Annotated in this window: 19 protein-coding genes; 10 read left to right on the top strand and 9 right to left on the bottom strand. The window is 45.6% G+C overall.

Annotated elements, in window-relative coordinates; translation table 11 throughout:
* Positions 1 to 4 precede the first annotated feature (4 nt).
* Genes mtnA through ahcY form a run of 3 tightly spaced genes read left to right on the top strand, consistent with a single transcriptional unit; the run spans position 5 to position 3,328 of the window.
* The gene (gene mtnA / locus ANT_RS08105; RefSeq protein WP_013560025.1) at positions 5 to 1,045 is read left to right on the top strand and encodes an S-methyl-5-thioribose-1-phosphate isomerase; all 1,041 of its coding nucleotides are present in this window, start codon (positions 5 to 7) and stop codon (positions 1,043 to 1,045) included.
* Positions 1,046 to 1,061: 16 nt separating this feature from the next.
* Positions 1,062 to 2,039, top strand: a complete 978-nt coding sequence (locus ANT_RS08100; protein WP_013560024.1) for a carbohydrate kinase family protein — start codon at positions 1,062 to 1,064, stop codon at positions 2,037 to 2,039.
* Positions 2,040 to 2,068: 29 nt separating this feature from the next.
* A complete protein-coding gene (gene ahcY, locus ANT_RS08095) occupies positions 2,069 to 3,328 on the top strand; it encodes an adenosylhomocysteinase (protein ID WP_013560023.1) in 1,260 nt (419 codons plus the stop codon).
* Positions 3,329 to 3,382: 54 nt separating this feature from the next.
* On the opposite strand, the gene ANT_RS08090 is transcribed toward ahcY, so the two are convergent.
* From ANT_RS08090 to ANT_RS08070, 5 genes are read right to left on the bottom strand one after another with little or no spacing between them, the layout of a single operon-like run.
* Positions 3,383 to 3,850 (bottom strand): YbaK/EbsC family protein, encoded by a 468-nt coding sequence (locus ANT_RS08090; RefSeq protein WP_013560022.1) that lies wholly within the window; start codon positions 3,848 to 3,850, stop codon positions 3,383 to 3,385.
* A 9-nt stretch (positions 3,851 to 3,859) separates the two neighbouring features.
* Complete coding sequence (locus tag ANT_RS08085; protein ID WP_013560021.1) at positions 3,860 to 4,981, bottom strand: M20/M25/M40 family metallo-hydrolase; 1,122 nt, start codon at positions 4,979 to 4,981, stop codon at positions 3,860 to 3,862.
* Positions 4,978 to 5,997 carry a carbohydrate kinase family protein gene (locus ANT_RS08080; RefSeq protein WP_013560020.1) on the bottom strand — a complete coding sequence of 340 codons (1,020 nt, stop codon included), beginning with the start codon at positions 5,995 to 5,997 and terminating at the stop codon, positions 4,978 to 4,980. Before ANT_RS08080 ends, ANT_RS08085 begins: the two co-directional genes overlap by 4 nt.
* Before the next feature lie 21 nt (positions 5,998 to 6,018).
* Positions 6,019 to 6,213, bottom strand: coding sequence for a hypothetical protein (locus tag ANT_RS08075; RefSeq protein ID WP_013560019.1), 195 nt, complete (start codon positions 6,211 to 6,213; stop codon positions 6,019 to 6,021).
* A gap of 2 nt (positions 6,214 to 6,215) precedes the next feature.
* Positions 6,216 to 6,641 (bottom strand): hypothetical protein, encoded by a 426-nt coding sequence (locus tag ANT_RS08070; RefSeq protein WP_013560018.1) that lies wholly within the window; start codon positions 6,639 to 6,641, stop codon positions 6,216 to 6,218.
* Positions 6,642 to 7,067: 426 nt separating this feature from the next.
* Here ANT_RS08070 and ANT_RS08065 point away from each other — a divergent pair, with 426 nt between their 5' ends.
* On the top strand, positions 7,068 to 7,751 hold the full coding sequence (locus tag ANT_RS08065) for a regulatory protein RecX (RefSeq protein ID WP_013560017.1): 684 nt from the start codon (positions 7,068 to 7,070) through the stop codon (positions 7,749 to 7,751).
* Positions 7,730 to 9,268: a ribonuclease Y gene (rny, locus tag ANT_RS08060; protein ID WP_013560016.1), complete on the top strand. Its 1,539-nt coding sequence runs from the start codon at positions 7,730 to 7,732 to the stop codon at positions 9,266 to 9,268. Before ANT_RS08065 ends, rny begins: the two co-directional genes overlap by 22 nt.
* A 50-nt stretch (positions 9,269 to 9,318) precedes the next feature.
* Here rny and ANT_RS08055 read toward each other — a convergent pair whose 3' ends face one another.
* The 4 genes from ANT_RS08055 to ANT_RS08040 all read right to left on the bottom strand — a co-directional run bounded on the left by ANT_RS08055 (position 9,319) and on the right by ANT_RS08040 (position 12,925).
* Positions 9,319 to 9,954: an MBL fold metallo-hydrolase gene (locus tag ANT_RS08055; RefSeq protein WP_013560015.1), complete on the bottom strand. Its 636-nt coding sequence runs from the start codon at positions 9,952 to 9,954 to the stop codon at positions 9,319 to 9,321.
* Positions 9,951 to 11,126: an MFS transporter gene (locus ANT_RS08050; protein ID WP_013560014.1), complete on the bottom strand. Its 1,176-nt coding sequence runs from the start codon at positions 11,124 to 11,126 to the stop codon at positions 9,951 to 9,953. The genes ANT_RS08055 and ANT_RS08050 overlap by 4 nt, the downstream gene beginning before the upstream one ends.
* Complete coding sequence (locus ANT_RS08045) at positions 11,126 to 12,229, bottom strand: M24 family metallopeptidase (RefSeq protein ID WP_013560013.1); 1,104 nt, start codon at positions 12,227 to 12,229, stop codon at positions 11,126 to 11,128. Before ANT_RS08045 ends, ANT_RS08050 begins: the two co-directional genes overlap by 1 nt.
* A 111-nt stretch (positions 12,230 to 12,340) precedes the next feature.
* Positions 12,341 to 12,925, bottom strand: a complete 585-nt coding sequence (locus ANT_RS08040) for a DUF2087 domain-containing protein (RefSeq protein ID WP_013560012.1) — start codon at positions 12,923 to 12,925, stop codon at positions 12,341 to 12,343.
* A 174-nt stretch (positions 12,926 to 13,099) separates the two neighbouring features.
* Here ANT_RS08040 and ffh point away from each other — a divergent pair, with 174 nt between their 5' ends.
* The 5 genes from ffh to dprA all read left to right on the top strand — a co-directional run bounded on the left by ffh (position 13,100) and on the right by dprA (position 16,889).
* On the top strand, positions 13,100 to 14,422 hold the full coding sequence (gene ffh, locus ANT_RS08035) for a signal recognition particle protein (protein ID WP_013560011.1): 1,323 nt from the start codon (positions 13,100 to 13,102) through the stop codon (positions 14,420 to 14,422).
* Positions 14,423 to 14,541: 119 nt separating this feature from the next.
* Positions 14,542 to 14,889 carry a 30S ribosomal protein S16 gene (rpsP, locus tag ANT_RS08030; RefSeq protein WP_013560010.1) on the top strand — a complete coding sequence of 116 codons (348 nt, stop codon included), beginning with the start codon at positions 14,542 to 14,544 and terminating at the stop codon, positions 14,887 to 14,889.
* 80 nt (positions 14,890 to 14,969) lie between these two features.
* Positions 14,970 to 15,209 carry a KH domain-containing protein gene (locus tag ANT_RS08025; RefSeq protein ID WP_013560009.1) on the top strand — a complete coding sequence of 80 codons (240 nt, stop codon included), beginning with the start codon at positions 14,970 to 14,972 and terminating at the stop codon, positions 15,207 to 15,209.
* Positions 15,206 to 15,769: a ribosome maturation factor RimM gene (gene rimM / locus ANT_RS08020; RefSeq protein ID WP_013560008.1), complete on the top strand. Its 564-nt coding sequence runs from the start codon at positions 15,206 to 15,208 to the stop codon at positions 15,767 to 15,769. Before ANT_RS08025 ends, rimM begins: the two co-directional genes overlap by 4 nt.
* Before the next feature lie 7 nt (positions 15,770 to 15,776).
* On the top strand, positions 15,777 to 16,889 hold the full coding sequence (gene dprA, locus ANT_RS08015; RefSeq protein WP_013560007.1) for a DNA-processing protein DprA: 1,113 nt from the start codon (positions 15,777 to 15,779) through the stop codon (positions 16,887 to 16,889).
* Positions 16,890 to 16,893: the final 4 nt, after the last annotated feature.

The following is a 16,893-nucleotide window of genomic DNA, read 5'->3' as shown; positions in this document are numbered from 1 at the left end:
AACCATGCGTTCAATAGAGTGGGATGAAACCAAAAAAGTTGTCCGAATGATAGATCAGCGCTGCTTACCCCAGCGTTTGGAAATGGTGGAGTGCGTAGACTATCATGAAGTTGCCAATGCGATTCGCGATATGGTGATTCGTGGTGCCCCCGCAATCGGTGTCGCCGGGGCGATGGGAATGGCTTTGGCGGCAATTCATTCCAAGTATAATGATTGGGAAGGTTTTCGCAGATATTTAGATGAGGCAGATAAAGTCCTGCGCGCATCCCGACCGACGGCTGTGAACCTGTTCTGGGCATTGAACAGGATACAGACGATTCTTCAGCGTCCCATTGAAGATATTGAAAAACTTAAAAAGCTCATCCTTGCCGAAGCGTTGCGAATCGCCGAGGAAGATATAGCCATTAACTATCAAATATCCCTTTTTGGCTCAGAACTGATTCAGAACGGAGATGTGATTCTTCATCATTGTAATACCGGAGCGTTAGCCACGGTAGATTGGGGAACTGCCCTGGGGTGCATCCGTATGGCGCATCAGCAGGGAAAGCATATTCACGTTCTGGTGGATGAGACCCGCCCACGATTACAAGGGGCTCGGTTGACTGCTTGGGAATTAGAGCAATATGGGATCTCTTATGAAATTATTGTAGATGGGGCAGCAGGATATTTTCTGAGAACAGGAAAAGTACAAAAAGTGTTTTTTGGCGCAGATCGCATTGCTGCTAACGGGGATGTAGCGAACAAGATTGGTACATACATGCTGGCTTTGGCTGCTCATTCCAATGGAGTTCCAGTTTATTGTGCCGCACCTATAAGTACTGTTGATTTATCCATCCCCGCTGGCGAATCCATTCCTATAGAGGAAAGATCAGCGGATGAGGTGTTGGATATTCAGTACAAAGGAGAGAATGTCGTTCCAAAAGGGGCAAAAGCGCGTAATCCGGCGTTTGATGTTACCCCTCATTTCCTACTTACAGCAATAATTACAGAGAAAGGTGTAGTTTATCCACCTTTTGAAGAAAATTTACGCCAAATTTTGAGTTAAACATGAGAGGTGGAAGTTGAAAATTGTTGTCACAGGTTCGGTGGCCTATGATTATTTGATGACTTTTCCCGGATTTTTTCGGGATCATATCTTGCCTGAAAGGCTGGAGACTATCAGTCTTTCGTTCCTGGTAGATTCGATGGTTCGTCAGCGTGGGGGGACTGCTCCGAATATCGCTTACACTCTTGCCTTGCTTGGTGAAAAGCCTTCTGTACTTGCTACCGTGGGGGAAGACTTTGGAGATTACCGGACGTGGTTAGAAAATCACGGTGTGGATACCAGCCTGATTAAGGAAATTCCTGGTTTGTACACGGCTTCGTTTTTTGCTAATACCGATCAAGCCAATAATCAAATTGCCAGTTTTTACCCTGGCGCAATGGCATTTGCTTCCAGACTTAGTTTGCGTGACATTACTTCCAAGCCCGATCTTGTAATCATTTCCCCGAATGATCCGCTGGCAATGGATCAATATGTCCGGGAATGTAAAGAATTGGGAATTGCATATGTCTATGATCCCAGTCAGCAGGTTGTACGAGTAAGCGGTGAGGAATTACGTCGAGGTGTAGATGGAGCCCATAGCCTGTTCGTGAATGAGTATGAATTTGGGCTTCTTCAAAAGCATACTGGTTTCTCTGCAGCAGAAATTATCCAACGAGTCGGTTTTGTGGTGGTAACCTTGGGAGCAAAAGGGGCGGACATCTATGCCGATGGCGTAAGATACCATGTGGAGGCAGTTCCTCCAAAACAAATATTAGACCCCACCGGGGTAGGCGATGCGTTCAGAGGAGGATTCTTGCGGGGATATAGCCTGGGATTGGATTGGGAGACTTGTGGAAGAATGGGTTCAGTTGCCGCCGCGTATTGCCTGGAAGTAAAGGGACCACAAGAACATTCGTATACCATTGAGGAATTTGTTGCCCGGTACCGCCAGAATTTTGATGATGGTGGTAAACTGGATATCCTGCTAAAATCAAAAGTTGCACATAAAATTTAGATTATTCGAAGAGTTAATAAGGAGATACAATGTCTGGATTTGATATCAAAGATCCCAAGTTGGCAGAAGGTGGGCGGTTACGCATTGAATGGGCTGAACGGGAGATGCCCGTTTTACGCTCCATACGGGAACGTTTTGCAAAGGAACGTCCTCTTTCTGGTGTAAGAATTTCGGCTTGTTTGCATGTCACCACTGAAACAGCAAATTTGATGAGAACCCTGCAAGCAGGAGGCGCCGATGTAGTCCTGACTGCCTCGAATCCATTATCTACTCAGGATGATGTAGCGGCGGCTTTGGTTAATGTGTTTGAGATTCCCACCTTTGCCATTAAAGGGGAGGATAACGTTACCTATTACAAGCACCTGCGTGCTGCGCTTGATCATCAACCTCATTTGACCATGGATGATGGTGCTGATCTGGTCAGTACCTTGCATAAGGAACGACGTGATTTGCTGAGCAATGTGTTGGGGGGTACCGAAGAGACCACCACTGGAGTGATCCGCCTTCGTGCAATGGCAGCAGATGGGGCCCTGGCATTTCCGATTATTGCGGTGAATGACGCCCTCACCAAGCACTTGTTTGACAACCGGTATGGGACAGGGCAATCTACTATTGATGGGATTGTGCGGGCTACCAATGTTCTGCTCGCCGGAAAAGTGTTTGTAGTTGCAGGATATGGTTGGTGTGGACGGGGCTTGGCAAGCCGCGCACGCGGTATGGGTTCAAACGTGATTGTTACGGAAGTGGATCCCTTGAAAGCCTTGGAAGCGGTGATGGATGGCTATCGTGTGATGCCCATGACCGAAGCAGCAAAAATTGGGGATATTTTCTGTACCGTAACTGGAGATATCAACGTCATCGACCGTCATCATTTTGAACTGATGAAGGACGGGGCAATTGTTGCTAATTCCGGACACTTCAATGTTGAAATCAACATTCCAGCATTGGAAGAACTTTCCCAGGGAAAGCGGTTGGTCCGTCCATTTGTAGAGGAATATACTCTGAAAGATGGCCGCAGAATCTACTTGCTCGGTGAAGGCCGTCTTATCAATTTGGCTTCAGCAGAAGGACATCCTGCAAGCGTTATGGATATGTCTTTTGCCAATCAGGCTTTGAGCGTGGAGTACATGCTCAAGCATCACGCTGAGTTGGAAAAGAAGGTGTACTCTGTACCTGAAGTGATTGATCAGGAAATTGCCCGACTTAAACTTGAGTCCATGGGGATTGAGATTGACACCCTTACCCCAGAACAGGTTCAATACCTCAATTCCTGGGAAGAAGGCACATAAACTGTGCTGAAAACAGCCTCAATCAGGGGACTGGTGTTCAAAAGCCAGTCCTTTTTACTTAACGGACATCACTCTGGCATGGGTAATGTCTCTCAAAAGGGTAGGGGAAATTGGAAAAATGGAATTGGGTGTACCCGCCGCCGCCCAAACAATTTCAAAGTGAAGGAGATCCTCATCAAAAATTACAGGAAGAATCTGCAGGTGTCCAATTGGAGGTACTCCCCCGATGGGGAAGCCTGTGATTTGCTGGACTTCCTGGGCAGTGGCTTTTCTGATTTCATCTCCCAGAACAAATCCCACTTTTGCTTCATCTACCCGATTCTTTCCACTGACTAGTAGCAGGATGGGCTGATGGTTTCCGGAAAAGATAAATACCAGCGATTTTACAATCTGTCCTATCTCACAGTTCAACGCTTGGGCTGCTTCCAGGGCAGTGCGAGTGCTGGCGGGCAATTCCTGAACATTACCAGAATATCCTAAAGCGTTTAAGGCTTGTTGTACTTTCTCAGCCAGAGGATGCATTCAAACCCCTCACGAACTAAAAATACTGGTTTCCCAGATTTGCTTAATCAGTTGCAATAACTGCAACAACCCTTTTTCTATAGGCTGACATTCGATGTATTCTTCCAGAGTATGCGCCTTTGCTCCACTTGTAATTCCAATGGTGACAGCAGGAATCCCATAACTTAGCGGGAGATTGGCTTCGGTAGAGGCAATCTCTCGTCTCGGGGATATGTTCAGGTGTAAGAGAATTCTCTCCAGCAAGTTTACCAGAGGATGATACTCAGAAATGCTTCCCGCAGGACGATGCCCTATTGAAGAAATACTGATTTCAACCGAATCGGTTTCAAAACGACGAGCAGTATCCAGAATAAGCTCATCCATTCTCTTCAAGGTGTCCAACATCTCAGAACGCACATCCACTTCAATTGCTGCATGAGAAGCAATTGTGTTTATGGAGGTTCCACCCTGAATCGTACCGATGTTAAGGGTGGTGCGTGGTGATAGAGGAAGTGGCAGGTCTAGAAGTTTCCGGGACAGGCGAACCACTTCATGGATTGCTGATGGAGAACCAGCATCAGTCCATGAGTGACCGCCTGGCGTGTGCACCTCGATTCTGTAGCGGTTTACCCCTAAACCTCGATGAAGAATGCATCCTAACCCCATGCCTTCCAGGGAGATGTAAATCGTTGGGGTATCATGAAAACGGGAAAGAAGAGCCTTCATTCCTTTAAGATTGCCCAATCCTTCCTCGCCTGTTGTCCCGGCCAACCAGATATTACCGCGTGGCGAAGGAATATCTTTTATTAACAGGGGCAAGTTCAATAAAGTAGCACAACCTAAAGCGTTGTCGCCTATGCCTGGACCATAGATGCGGTTACCATCTCGCCTGAAATGAAGTGGCACATCCAGAGGAAAAACACTGTCCATATGGGCAGAGATAACAACCTGAAATTTGTCCAGCTGTCCGGGCAGAAAAACAAGGACATTCCCTGCTTCGTCAGTTTCTGGCATTAGATTATCAGTTTCTTTCCATCTCAAGGATAGAAACTCGGCCCTTTTCTGCTCATGAAATGTAGGAGCGGGGATTTGCTGAATGGTACAGGTATCTTCAATGACCTTTTGATAAATTTCCGCAAGGTTTATAGTCATACTTGGCGCACTCGTTCTCTGAGCACTTCTAAGCGGGCTCGTGCCAGTCCAGGCAAAGCCTCCAATGCATAAAAGGGGGCAGTTCCCTCAACCACAAACGAAGCAGAAATACTTCCTTGAAGAGCCGCTTGAATTGGGTCATAGGTGGTGTAATATCCCACCAGGAATCCTCCGCAAAAAGCGTCTCCCGCTCCAACGGGGCAACGTACGTTAGAAGGATATGCGGGAATGATCCATTTCTTATGAGAAGAACTTTCGTATAGATATTGCCCCTGGACTCCCCGACGGATAACAACGAGTTCACATCCCATGGAACCAATCCATTCTGCCATGTCCCACAAATTTCCGGTTTTTCCTGAAAAGAGCCGAGAGATTTTCTTTTCACTGGTGTGAAATACAGTCAATCCATTTACCAGTAAGGGAAGGTCGTCCTCAAAGGCGGGGTCCATGTATCCTGCGCTGGCATCCAGAGAAATGGTATTAATTTGTCCCTGCCGAAAGGTTGTTGGTAAAAGAATGTGGGAGAGGTAATCTATTGAACAGATATGCACTGCCAAAGCATCCAGGTATTCGGAGGGAATGTCATGACTGCGTACAGTAAATGCCCCTGGTTTGGTTCGTGAGTCAAGCAAACCGGGATTGGCTTTGTAGCCAATCAATTCCCTGGGATAAGGACGGTTTAAATTGGTGAGGTAGACTTCCGGGTTCTCGGATTCTTCAAATGCAGGATTTTGGTATGCAAAAAATTCTCGATGATCAATAATTTCATTCAATCGTTGAATACCACGAATGTCAAAATTCCAACGTTTGAGCGTTTGAAGCCATTCTTCTGGAAAATCCTGGCTTACGCGAGCCACGATTCCAATGTCTTTTTCCCAAACGGCAGCACCTACAGCAGCGTAGATTGCATTTCCCCCAGGTTGGTTCTCAACAAATTCTTCATTGGGTAAGGCAATGAAGGTCTTTCTTAATTGACCAACGATAATAAATCTCAATGGGCTGATGGGAAAGTCCATAGTGATTGGATTGAAGGGGAATCAACGCGACCCTAACTCCGTAAGAAGGCGCAAGACAGCCATTAACCCCACCCCTACTTTTACACCATCTCCTGCGGTGAGTTTAGGTGGGTTCCCAGTTTTTTCTCCCGCTTGAATGAGTACAAAGGCTCCAATTGCTCCCGTAATTGCTCCTACAACAATTCCGATAAGAAGAGTTCTCTTCTTCCAGTCCATATTTACAATCCTTTCTTTTTCTTTAAAGTTCCTAAGGTTGAAAGATGACTATTAATTTTAATCAAAGGGGAGACTAAAGCATTACAGAGGCTCTGTGTTTTTTCCTCGATCTTCTGAAAGGTTTGTTGTGTATGTTCCATCCAGAAAGGTAATTTTCTGAGTAGATGATTGATTGCCCTCACACCGATAATCAACAAGAATAGGTTAATAAGGTTTGCCAATATCAGAGGACTGATCAAAAGTATTGAAGAGATGTTTCCCAAATGATGGATTAAATCACCTTCTTGAAATGCCCCAAGGATGGATAATCCCATTAAAGCCAGGATGAACAAAAGCACAATGACTAAGGGGAGAAAGATTTGCTGGCGTACTTGCTTTTGGTGCAAAAATTCACGGTCGGTTTTGGGGGGAGTTTGGGTGTAACTCATGACCTAATTTTATACTATTTCGCCAGTTAACTGTACACTGTAACACATTTGATGTGTTTTTATATACGCAATTTTCCCTTTTTTCAAGTATAATATTTTTAGAAAATTTTGTCGGTTGACCCGAAAAGGCGTTGAGGCTTAAACCTTTCGAAATTGGACCACTCCAACGGGAGTGTTTAGAAACAAACAAGCACTAAATTAGGTTGAGGATAATGTTCAGAAGGTCTTTTGGCCATAAAATGCAGGTAATTGGATTTATTGTCCGAGGGACCTTATTGTCCGATACCAGGTTGATTCGGGATATTGAACAGAAAACATGTAACTGCTAGTTTCTGTTTTCCTGGATCCTGTTCCCAACTCCTCGTTGATTGTGCTCATCGAAGGTTTAAGCCGCACAAATCAAATTTGCGGCTTTCAGGCTTTTAAATGGCGGGTGTAATTACTGCTCTGGAATCTCAAAAACGCAATTCTCAACGGATCAATGTTTTTATTGATCAACGATTTGCTTTCTCGCTCTCAAGAATTGTCGCCGCATGGCTTACGGTGGGACAATTCTTGAGCGATGAAAAGATTGAGCAGTTAAAACAAGAAGACGCCATTGAAGTAGCCATGCAATCAGGATTGCAATTGCTCAGTGTACGACCTCGATCAGAAGCGGAATTACGAGGGCGACTTCAAACCAAAGGCTTTTCTGAGACGGTCATTGAAAGTGTGATTACTCGTCTCAAGCAAGGTGGATTGGTGGGGGACGCCGAATTTGCCCGGATGTGGTCAGAGCAAAGGCAGGCTCTTCGCCAAAAAAGTCGCAAAGTAATTGCTTTGGAACTTCGACAAAAAGGGGTGACAGACGAAATTGTTCAAGAGGTTCTGGCAGAATCTCTTCCAGACGATAAAGTTGCTTATCTCGCCGGAAAAAAATACTTGAGACGAATCATCCATTTAGAGAAAAGCCAGTTTCTGCAAAAGATGATAGGCTATCTTGCCAGACGCGGCTTTTCTTATGAGGTTTCCCGGGAGACGGCTTATCGTCTTTGGCAAGAGGTTTCTGGTGGCTCCTCTAAATCCAATGGAAGAGAGGAACTTGAATTATGGGACAGTCTGGATGGGTGATAATTTTTGTAGTCCTGGCACTTGAAATTCTACTTGGAATTGCTGTGGTATATTTCCTCGTTCAAAAATATCAACAAGAATACCGGAAGCAACAGGATGCTAAAGCCGATAACATCATTAATCAAGCCACAGAAAAAGCACGAGTAATTCAACTCGAAGCCAAAGATAAGGCTCTGAAGATCCAACAGGAAGCGGAACTGGAACTGAGTCGCAGACGTCAGGAACTGGCTCGTGAAGAAGAGCGGTTAACTAAGCGAAGAGCGGAGTTGGATCATCGCCTGGAGCGTCTTGAACAACGTGAACAAATGTTAAATAAGCGACAGAGTGCTATTGACAAACGGGCAAATGAAATTGAAAAACTCTACAGCGACCAGATGCTTGAACTTCAACGCATTGCTGAAATGACCAAAGAGCAGGCTCGAGAAGTTCTCTTACAGGAAGTGGAAAAGGAAGCCCGCAATGACATGGCACGCATAATTCGGCAAATTGAGACTGAAGCGCGTATTGAGGGAGAAAAACGTGCACGGGAAATTATTGCCGATGCGATTCAGCGGGTGGCTTCAGAACATGTGTCTGAGGTGACCACTTCTGTTGTTTCGCTTCCTAATGATGAAATGAAGGGAAGAATTGTTGGTAGAAACGGAAGGAACATTCGTACCTTTGAACAACTCGCAGGTGTGGATGTGATTGTTGACGACACTCCCGAAGCCGTCACAATTTCATGCTTTGACTCGGTGAGACGTGAGGTTGCTCGGCGGGCGCTGGAACGCCTGATTCTCGATGGAAGAATCCATCCCGCGCATATCGAAAAAATCCTCAATGAAGAACAACGGAATGTGGAAAAAGAAATTGAAGAGGCTGGTCAGCAAGCCGCCTTTGATGCGAATGTCGCTGGTTTACACCCAGAAATTCTTAAGATGCTGGGCAGATTAAAATTCCGCACTTCTTATGGACAGAATCAACTTGCCCATGCAGTGGAAGTTTCACGTTTGGCGGCAGTCATTGCCTCAGAGTTAGGTGCTGATGTAGAAGTATGTAAAGCCGGCGCGCTTCTTCATGATTTGGGGAAGGCTATGGATCACAACACTGAGGGTACTCATGCCATGTTGGGCGCTGAATTTGCCCGTCGGTACGGTGTTCATCCCAAGGTTGTGAATTGTATTGCGTCCCATCATCATGAAGTTGAGCAAGAATCGGTTGAGGCGGTAATTGTTGAAGCGGCAGATGCAATTTCTGGCGCTCGTCCCGGTGCGAGACGTGAAGATTTGGAACAGTATATTAAGCGCTTGCGTGCTTTGGAAGAAATTGCAAATTCTTTCAAAGGCGTTAGTCAGTCATTTGCGATTCAGGCGGGACGAGAAGTCAGAATCATTGTTCGTCCTGAAGATGTAGATGACCTGGCGGCAACACGAATGGCGCGAGATATTGCCAAGAAGATTGAAGAGACCATGCAATATCCTGGACAAATTAAGGTCACAGTGATTCGGGAAACGCGAGCCATAGATTACGCAAAATAAGTCTCTTGAAAGAAATAGCCCGCCTGTAATGGCGGGCTATTTTTGTGATTTTAATCTGAGATGTAGGGGTTTTCGATCCTTTCTTCCTCAACGGTGGTAGAGGGGCCGTGCCCGCTGAAAAGATGGTAATCTGAGGGTAGTGTATAAATATGTTCTCGGATGCTTTGATAGAGTTGTTTAGGATCTCCGCCTGGTAGATCAGTTCTTCCTACACCGCGATAGAAAATCAAATCCCCTGTAAAAACCACTTTTTGGGAGTGGAGTACAAAGCAAACATGTCCTGGAGTATGTCCGGGAGTGTGAAGAACTTCAAAGAAAGTGGTTCCCAGAGGAAGAGTTTGCTTATGGTTAAGCAAAACCTCTGGAGCAGGGAGCGGTTTCATATGAAAACCAAAAAGTTGAGATCCTCCTCCGTCTTGCCATAGGCTCTGGTCAAGGGGGTGAAGAGCGATTTGAGCCTGAGGAAAATGCTTCCGAACGGCTTCTACTCCGCCAATATGGTCAAAATGAGCATGGGTTATCCAAATCCCTTGGATAGTTAACTGTTTCTCCAGACATGTTTTGACAACTGCAGAAGAGCCAAATGCAGGGTCAATGATTATGGCGGTATGTGATTCCGAATCTGCAACAAGGTATGTGTTATTGGATAGAGGTCCAAGTTCAAACGGGATTATTTCCAAAATCATCTCAAGTTCTCCGAAACAGACGTTGATGAGGTGACGATTGTTCCTGATTGAGGTCTTAGAAAAGTCAGTCTCAATACAAGATTGATAAGAAAAACCACACTTATCAAAATCAGGGTATAAAGATACATCCCCTTGGGGGATTGCTGATAAAGAAATCCGGCGACTGTTGGTGCAAAGAAGGCCGCTAATCCATTGGCAGTTTCAATTAAACCATACGCGGTTCCGGTTTCGTTTGCTTGGACCAAGGTTCTGGCAAAAGCCAATCCCATTAAGCGCATGAGGCGAAAACCACCCATGAAAAGGTAGCCCAGGGCAAAGGCATAAACACTTTGCCCTTGCCAAAACGAAAAAGCAAAGATCATCCCTAAAATTTGTCCAACCAAAAACCCATCTGGGCCCTTCAGTCCACCAAAAATCATAGCCATAAGGACATTTCCAAGGCTGGCTATGGTACCCAAATTTCCTAAATCTCCGATAGAAATGCCGGCTTCGTTACTAAGGAAATTAGGGGTTAGAGGCTGAGGTAAGTACATAGCAAAAGTGCTTATCCCTATGGATGTCAGCAAGACGAAAAATTTTCTATTGGCTATTAACTTTGGAGATTTTTGTGTTTCTGGATGAGTTTCTGTTTCTGAAGGCTTCTTGGCAAACAAAATGATCAGGGTAGAGATGATAAACAATCCTGCAGAGTACTGATAAATACTCTTAATGCCACTGGCAGTTGCAATTATTCCTCCAAGTTTGGGGCCCACAATCATTCCCAAATTGAAGGCGATAGCAGTGGTGGTCAGGGCACGTTCTATACTCCAGTTTTCTCGAACGCTAGTGATATAAGCGTTCATTGGAGCAATAACAAAAGATGTTAGCCCATACAATAGCATTCCAGCAATAAACACATTTTCCGTCATTGCAAATGCCATGACGATTGCTGAAGCGCTACCCAGAACCCATGAAGCCCACATCACCGGACGATTGCCTATTTTGTCAGCAAGAAATCCTGCCGGGGCTTGGGCAATCGTCATCGCAATGCCTAAAGCGCCATAAATAACCCCAATTTTTACCGAAGAGGCGCCAAGTTGCTGTAAATACACGGGTTGGAAGTAAGAAAATAACCCTTCACCAATTCCCCAAAAGAACAGTGAGATTGCGACAAGGAGAATATTTGTGGGCATTACAGCATCACCAGTTCGCGGGATAGATTAGAAAGAGAATAGCAGCCTTCTTGGGTAATCACAACATCATCTTCAATGCGAACTCCACCTTTTCCGGGCAGGTAAATCCCCGGTTCTATTGTAAAAGTCATTCCTTCTTCAATGAGTAGGTTGTTTTCAGAAAAGATATAAGGGGGTTCGTGTCCTTCAAGACCCAAGCCATGTCCCGTCCGATGTGTGAAGAATTCGCCATACCCTGCGTCCGTGATGATTTTGCGGGTGGCTTTATCGACTTCACCAATTGGAATCTGAGAATGGGCAACTCTTTTCCCTTCTTCGTTGGCTCTTAATACAACCTCAGCAATTTTTTGGAGCTCCGAATCAATCTTCCCAATAGCAAACGTGCGTGTCAGGTCGGCAACATATCCTTCAAAAGAGGCGCCCCAATCTATTACCAGCAGATCCCCAGTCCGCAGGGTTCGTTCTGTTGGCGTTGCATGGGGATTGGCACTGTTAGGCCCACCCGATACAATCGGATAAAAGGGAAACTCAGGATCAGAACCGTGCCGCAAAAGTTGTGCTGTGAGCTCAGAAGCAATTTCTTTTTCGCTTTTTCCTGGTTTAATCATTGGCAGAGTTGCCAATAATGCATTTTGTGCAATCTCTACGGCTTTTTGCATTCGGTTTAGTTCCTCTGCATCTTTTTTCATTCTCAATGTGGCTATGATGCTCTCGGCGTTAAGAAAATCAGCATTGGGCGCAGATTTCATGAGCAAGAAGAACTCCAATGCACGCAATCTCACTGCTTCATATCCAATTCGCTTGTGAGAAAGTTGCAAGAGTTCACTTGCTTGATTGAATGCGTTTTGCCATGTTTCTGGATTGTCCTCAAAAAACACACCCTGAAGAGGTATTTGACTCTGAGATAGTTTCTCTTTTTCAAGTTTAGGAAGAATGAGAGTTGGGGAGGAGCCTGCTGGTACCAGTAAAACCACCGGCCTTTCACTTAAGTGAAAAGACAAACCCGTGAGATAGAACAAGGAAGGTCCGGGATTCAAAGCAAGAATATCATAACCATGCTCTTGCATCAGAGATTGGAGTTTTTCGTAACGTTTCTTGTACATAATAGGCGTGCCTCGTAAAGGGGATAGGTAGTGAAATTATATCCTTAAAGAAAATGGCTCCGAAGAAATACTCCAGAGCCAAAAATAAAAAAATCGCCAGCAAGGTATGTCTTAACGAATTCGCTGATATACCCCGTTCTCTCGTTGCATGAACCCGTAGTCAATCAGATAACGTCGAAGAGAGGCAAAATCATCATGAAATTTTTTGAGAATCTCGTTTACTTCCCTTTCTGAATAACTTTTTCCCGTTTCAAAGGATTGTGCCAAGTATCGTAGAATCGCAAGCAGTTTCTTTTCTTGAGCGGGAATGGTTTTAAGTTTTCCGGTTGGGGTCATATAGTCTCGAATTACCTTCCGGTCGAATGATTCCAAATCAATCTCTTCTGCCAGTTGCACCAGATTTTCTTTTCTTAACAACCGCTGAGACATTTCCTCAAGGGTGGCGGAGTTAAGGCTGTAGATGTTGTAATAACTCTCTGGTTTGGCTGTAACCAATCCTGCCTCACTTAATTTGGCAAGATGGTGAGAGACGGTACTGGGGCTCAGGTTTAGACTTGTCGAGATTTGCTCAACACTCATAGATTGATTGGCAAGAACCCCCAGGATTCTTAATCGATTAGCGTCAGACAAGGCTTTGAAAAAAGCCAACAACTCATTTACTGTTGAGGATGATGGGTTTTGAATTTCTGCGTTCATTTTTATTCTCCTAAAATTAATTCTATAATAATCAAATTAATTCGTCAATGATATTGTGAAGCGATACAAAGAGATAATTGTGCTCTCTTGACCAATGAGCCTACTGAGGATAAAATGACACTCGTGGCCTCCCGAGAGGGAGGTAGATTATTGATTGATGTGGGTAAATAAACTGTGTTTGAAACACTAACGCAACGGCTGGAGCAAATCTTTACGAACCTGCGGCGGCGTGGAAAGTTGACCGAGCAGGATGTAGACGCTGTAATGCGCGAGGTAAGGTTAGCTCTCCTCGAGGCCGATGTCCATTACAGTGTTGTAAAGGATTTTGTTTCTCGCGTGCGTGAGCGGGCGGTAGGTGCAGAGGTTTCGCGAGCATTAAATCCTGCCCAGCAGGTGATTAAGATTGTTCATGAAGAATTGATCAAAACACTTGGTGAGCCTCAGTGGTTGAATCTAACGGGGCCAAAGCCGCGAGCATTGATGTTGGTTGGTTTGCAAGGGTCCGGCAAAACGACTGCGGCAGCGAAGTTGGCTCGGCTTTTGCGCTCCCAAGGCGAAAGGGTTTTACTGGTCGCTGCCGACCCTTACCGACCTGCAGCGGTCAAACAGTTGCAAACTCTAGGAGAGAAGGTGGGCGTCCCTGTTTATTACGAAGAAAAAGTTGCTCCACCGCTCCTTTGTGCTAAGGCATATGAGCATGCCCAAAAAGGTGGTTATTCGGTTATTATCATGGATACGGCGGGGCGTTCTCAGCTGGATGACGCCCTGATGGCAGAACTTAAGGCGATTACGGACAAAGTATCGCCTGCGGATATTTTACTGGTTGTTGATTCGATGATTGGTCAGGAAGCACTTCATGTAGCTCAGGGTTTCCGCCAGGCTGTGAATCTGACCGGCCTCATCATGACAAAAATGGATGGCGACTCTCGAGGCGGGGCGGCGATTTCAATTCGTTCGGTTACCGGGGTTCCTATCAAATTCCTCGGTACAGGTGAAGGGATCGATGCCCTTGAGGTGTACGACCCTTCTCGTTTGGCTTCTCGTATTTTGGGCATGGGAGATGTCATTGGCTTAATTGAAAAGGCTCAGCAAGCCTATGATGAGAAAACTGCCCGCGAGCAAGCCGAGAAAATGATGAGTGGGCGTTTCACCCTTGAGGATTTTGCCAATCAATTGCGGCAGGTAAAGAAATTGGGGCCTCTTGCACAAATTCTTGAGATGTTACCAGGGCAATTGGGACAAGCCGCTAAAATGGTAGATCCTAAAGACGCTGAACGTCAGTTGAAAATGACGGAAGCAATTATCAATTCCATGACCCGGGAAGAGCGTTTGAATCCGGATATCCTGAATGCTTCTCGTCGACGTAGGATTGCGCGTGGCTCTGGGACTGATGTGCAAGATGTCAATCGTCTGATCAAGCAGTTCCGGGAAGCCCAAAAGTTATTTAAGACGTTTCAAAAGACAGGAGGGCGCGGGTTGCCCAATCTGTTTGGATGATCATCGATGCTTCGCTGTGTGAGATTTGCGTCCTCCCGCAACCCTCTACCGCACAGCCGGCATCGCATGAGAATAACAAAACTAAGAGAATTTGTAAGAATTTGAAGGAGAAAGAATTCATGGTTCGCATTCGATTGCGCCGCACTGGTTTGAAAAAACAACCTACCTATCGTGTTGTCGTTGCCAACAGCGAAGCTCCACGCGATGGTCGTTTCATTGAGATCCTGGGGCATTACAATCCTCGCACGGAGCCTTTCACGCTTGAGGTGGATGAAGATCGGGTGTATTACTGGATGAGCGTTGGAGCTCAACCCAGCGAAGCGGTCTTGAAACTTTTTAAGTCCACAGGCATTATGGATCGCTTTGCCCGCTTTAAGAACGGTGAGCCGAAGGAGAAATTGCTGGAAGAAGCAAGGGCTTACTTTGCGACACGGGGTACCAATCCTAAAACTCGTCTTGCTTCGTAAGTGTATGATTTTAGGGGATTTCAGGAATTTTTCCTGAAATCCCCTTTCCCTGATATGTCCTGTTTTGAAGGAGCAGGTCTGTGAAAGACTTAATCGAGTATATTGCACGTTCTCTGGTTGATCAGGTAGATAAGGTTGAAGTGACCCAACAAAAAGGTCCTGGGGGAAAAATTAAGTTTGAATTACGGGTAGCGCGAGAAGACATGGGGCGGGTCATTGGGAAAGGTGGTAAAGTTGCCAATGCTATGCGGGTGCTTTTGCGCGTTGCTGCTGCCCGTGACGAGAAACAAGCCACTTTAGACGTGATTGAACCCAAATGAACCGTAAGCCATCATCCTCCCCAAGATCTAAAAAGCAAACTGCAGGCTCGCCAGTAGAGGGTGAGCCTGTGTTTGTTGCGGTTGGTTTTTTGCGACGTCCACACGGCATTCATGGGGAAATGCTCATGGATGTCCTTACAGATTTTCCCGAAAGAATGAAACCTCATCGCCAGCTTTTTTTGGGTGATTCCCATGAGCCTGTCCGAATCGAAAAAGTACGATGGGCTGATCAGTCCATGCTCATCAAGTTTGAGGGCATGGATGATGCCGAGGCGTTAGGGCGCTTCCGTAACACGGTTGTTTATGTTCTCGCTGACCAACTTCCTCCATTACCAGAAGGGCAATACTATCATCATCAATTGTTAGGGTTGAGGGTTGTTAGCGACGAGGGACAATTTCTCGGTGTCCTTGAGCAAATTCTTGAGACCGGGGCAAATGATGTATACCTTGTTCATACTCCGGAGGATAAAGAAATCCTTTTACCTGCAATTGAAGAAGTGATCCTCTCGGTGAACCTGGAAGACGGTGAAATGGTCGTTCATCTTCAGGAGTGGGCATAAAGAGCCTGTGGATTCTCGTTTATACTGGATTGGTTTCAATATGGTCAGGGGGGTGGGAGCAGTTCGTTTCCGAACTCTCCTGAACCATTTTGGCAGTTTAGAAATTGCCTGGAATGCTCCCCAGGAGGCATTAAAAGAAGCTGGCTTATCCCCCAAATCTATCCAGCATTTGCAACATCTGCGAGAAGAACCGAATTTTTTTAAGCGCCTTTCCGATTATCTGGAAAAGCATCAAATTTGTTACGTGCTTTGGGATGATCCCGAATACCCTACTTTGTTAAAACAAATTGATCAACCTCCACCCGTCTTATACTACAAAGGGGATCTTCTTCCTCAAGACGAGATTGCCGTTGCCATTGTAGGTACAAGAAAAATGACTACTTATGGTCGTCAGGTTACGGAGGAGGTTGCTTCTTTTCTGGCAAGGAATGGAGTTTGTGTGGTGAGTGGACTGGCCCGAGGTGTAGATGCGGTTGCACATGAGGTTGCACTTAAAGAAGGGGGGAGAACTTTTGCGGTTCTGGGTTGTGGATTAGACCGAATTTATCCTCCCGAACACAGTAAACTTGCAGAGAAAATTATCCAGCAGGGAGCACTGATCAGCGATTATGCCCCTGGAACTCCGCCAGATGCGGTTAATTTTCCCCCACGAAATCGAATCATTTCTGGCTTAAGCCTGGCAACGGTTGTGGTGGAGGCAGGAGAGGAAAGCGGGGCTTTAATTACAGCCACATTTGCAGTGGAACAAGGTAGAGAGGTCTTTGCGGTTCCGGGCAATATCCATGCTTCGCAGAGTAAAGGAACCAATCGTTTGATCCAACAGGGTGCTATTCCATTACTTTCTGCAGAAGAAATTCTGGAAGATTTGCACCTTTCCAGAGTCTCGGAAAAACAAACGGCAAAAAAAGTTTTGCCTGCAGATCCTTTAGAAGAAAAAATTTTGAAAGCGCTGGAACAACAACCATTGCATATTGATGAAATCAGCATCGCCATTGATTTGCCTGTAGAACAGGTTTCTGCTATTTTGACTTTTATGGAACTGAAGGGACTGGTCAGACACCTTGGTACAATGATATATGCTTCATTGTATGATTCATCCTTGTTGAAAAAAGGAAAGTAACAAC

It is taken from the genome of Anaerolinea thermophila UNI-1 (assembly GCF_000199675.1).
Taxonomy (GTDB): Bacteria; Chloroflexota; Anaerolineae; order Anaerolineales; family Anaerolineaceae; genus Anaerolinea; species Anaerolinea thermophila.
The sequence above is the reverse complement of the archived record's forward strand: the minus strand, read 5'-3'. Positions and strand labels throughout refer to the sequence as shown.

Coding starts and splice junctions, on each gene's coding strand:
- ANT_RS08045 (WP_013560013.1), bottom strand. CDS start 12,229: ATGTACAAGAAACGTTACGAAAAACTCCAATCTCTGATGCAAGAGCAT.
- rpsP (WP_013560010.1), top strand. CDS start 14,542: ATGGTTCGCATTCGATTGCGCCGCACTGGTTTGAAAAAACAACCTACC.
- rny (WP_013560016.1), top strand. CDS start 7,730: ATGGGACAGTCTGGATGGGTGATAATTTTTGTAGTCCTGGCACTTGAA.
- ANT_RS08075 (WP_013560019.1), bottom strand. CDS start 6,213: ATGGACTGGAAGAAGAGAACTCTTCTTATCGGAATTGTTGTAGGAGCA.
- ANT_RS08055 (WP_013560015.1), bottom strand. CDS start 9,954: ATGATTTTGGAAATAATCCCGTTTGAACTTGGACCTCTATCCAATAAC.
- ANT_RS08085 (WP_013560021.1), bottom strand. CDS start 4,981: ATGACTATAAACCTTGCGGAAATTTATCAAAAGGTCATTGAAGATACC.
- ANT_RS08070 (WP_013560018.1), bottom strand. CDS start 6,641: ATGAGTTACACCCAAACTCCCCCCAAAACCGACCGTGAATTTTTGCAC.
- ahcY (WP_013560023.1), top strand. CDS start 2,069: ATGTCTGGATTTGATATCAAAGATCCCAAGTTGGCAGAAGGTGGGCGG.
- ANT_RS08080 (WP_013560020.1), bottom strand. CDS start 5,997: ATGGACTTTCCCATCAGCCCATTGAGATTTATTATCGTTGGTCAATTA.
- ANT_RS08050 (WP_013560014.1), bottom strand. CDS start 11,126: ATGCCCACAAATATTCTCCTTGTCGCAATCTCACTGTTCTTTTGGGGA.
- ANT_RS08090 (WP_013560022.1), bottom strand. CDS start 3,850: ATGCATCCTCTGGCTGAGAAAGTACAACAAGCCTTAAACGCTTTAGGA.
- ANT_RS08040 (WP_013560012.1), bottom strand. CDS start 12,925: ATGAACGCAGAAATTCAAAACCCATCATCCTCAACAGTAAATGAGTTG.
- mtnA (WP_013560025.1), top strand. CDS start 5: ATGCGTTCAATAGAGTGGGATGAAACCAAAAAAGTTGTCCGAATGATA.
- rimM (WP_013560008.1), top strand. CDS start 15,206: ATGAACCGTAAGCCATCATCCTCCCCAAGATCTAAAAAGCAAACTGCA.
- ANT_RS08065 (WP_013560017.1), top strand. CDS start 7,068: ATGGCGGGTGTAATTACTGCTCTGGAATCTCAAAAACGCAATTCTCAA.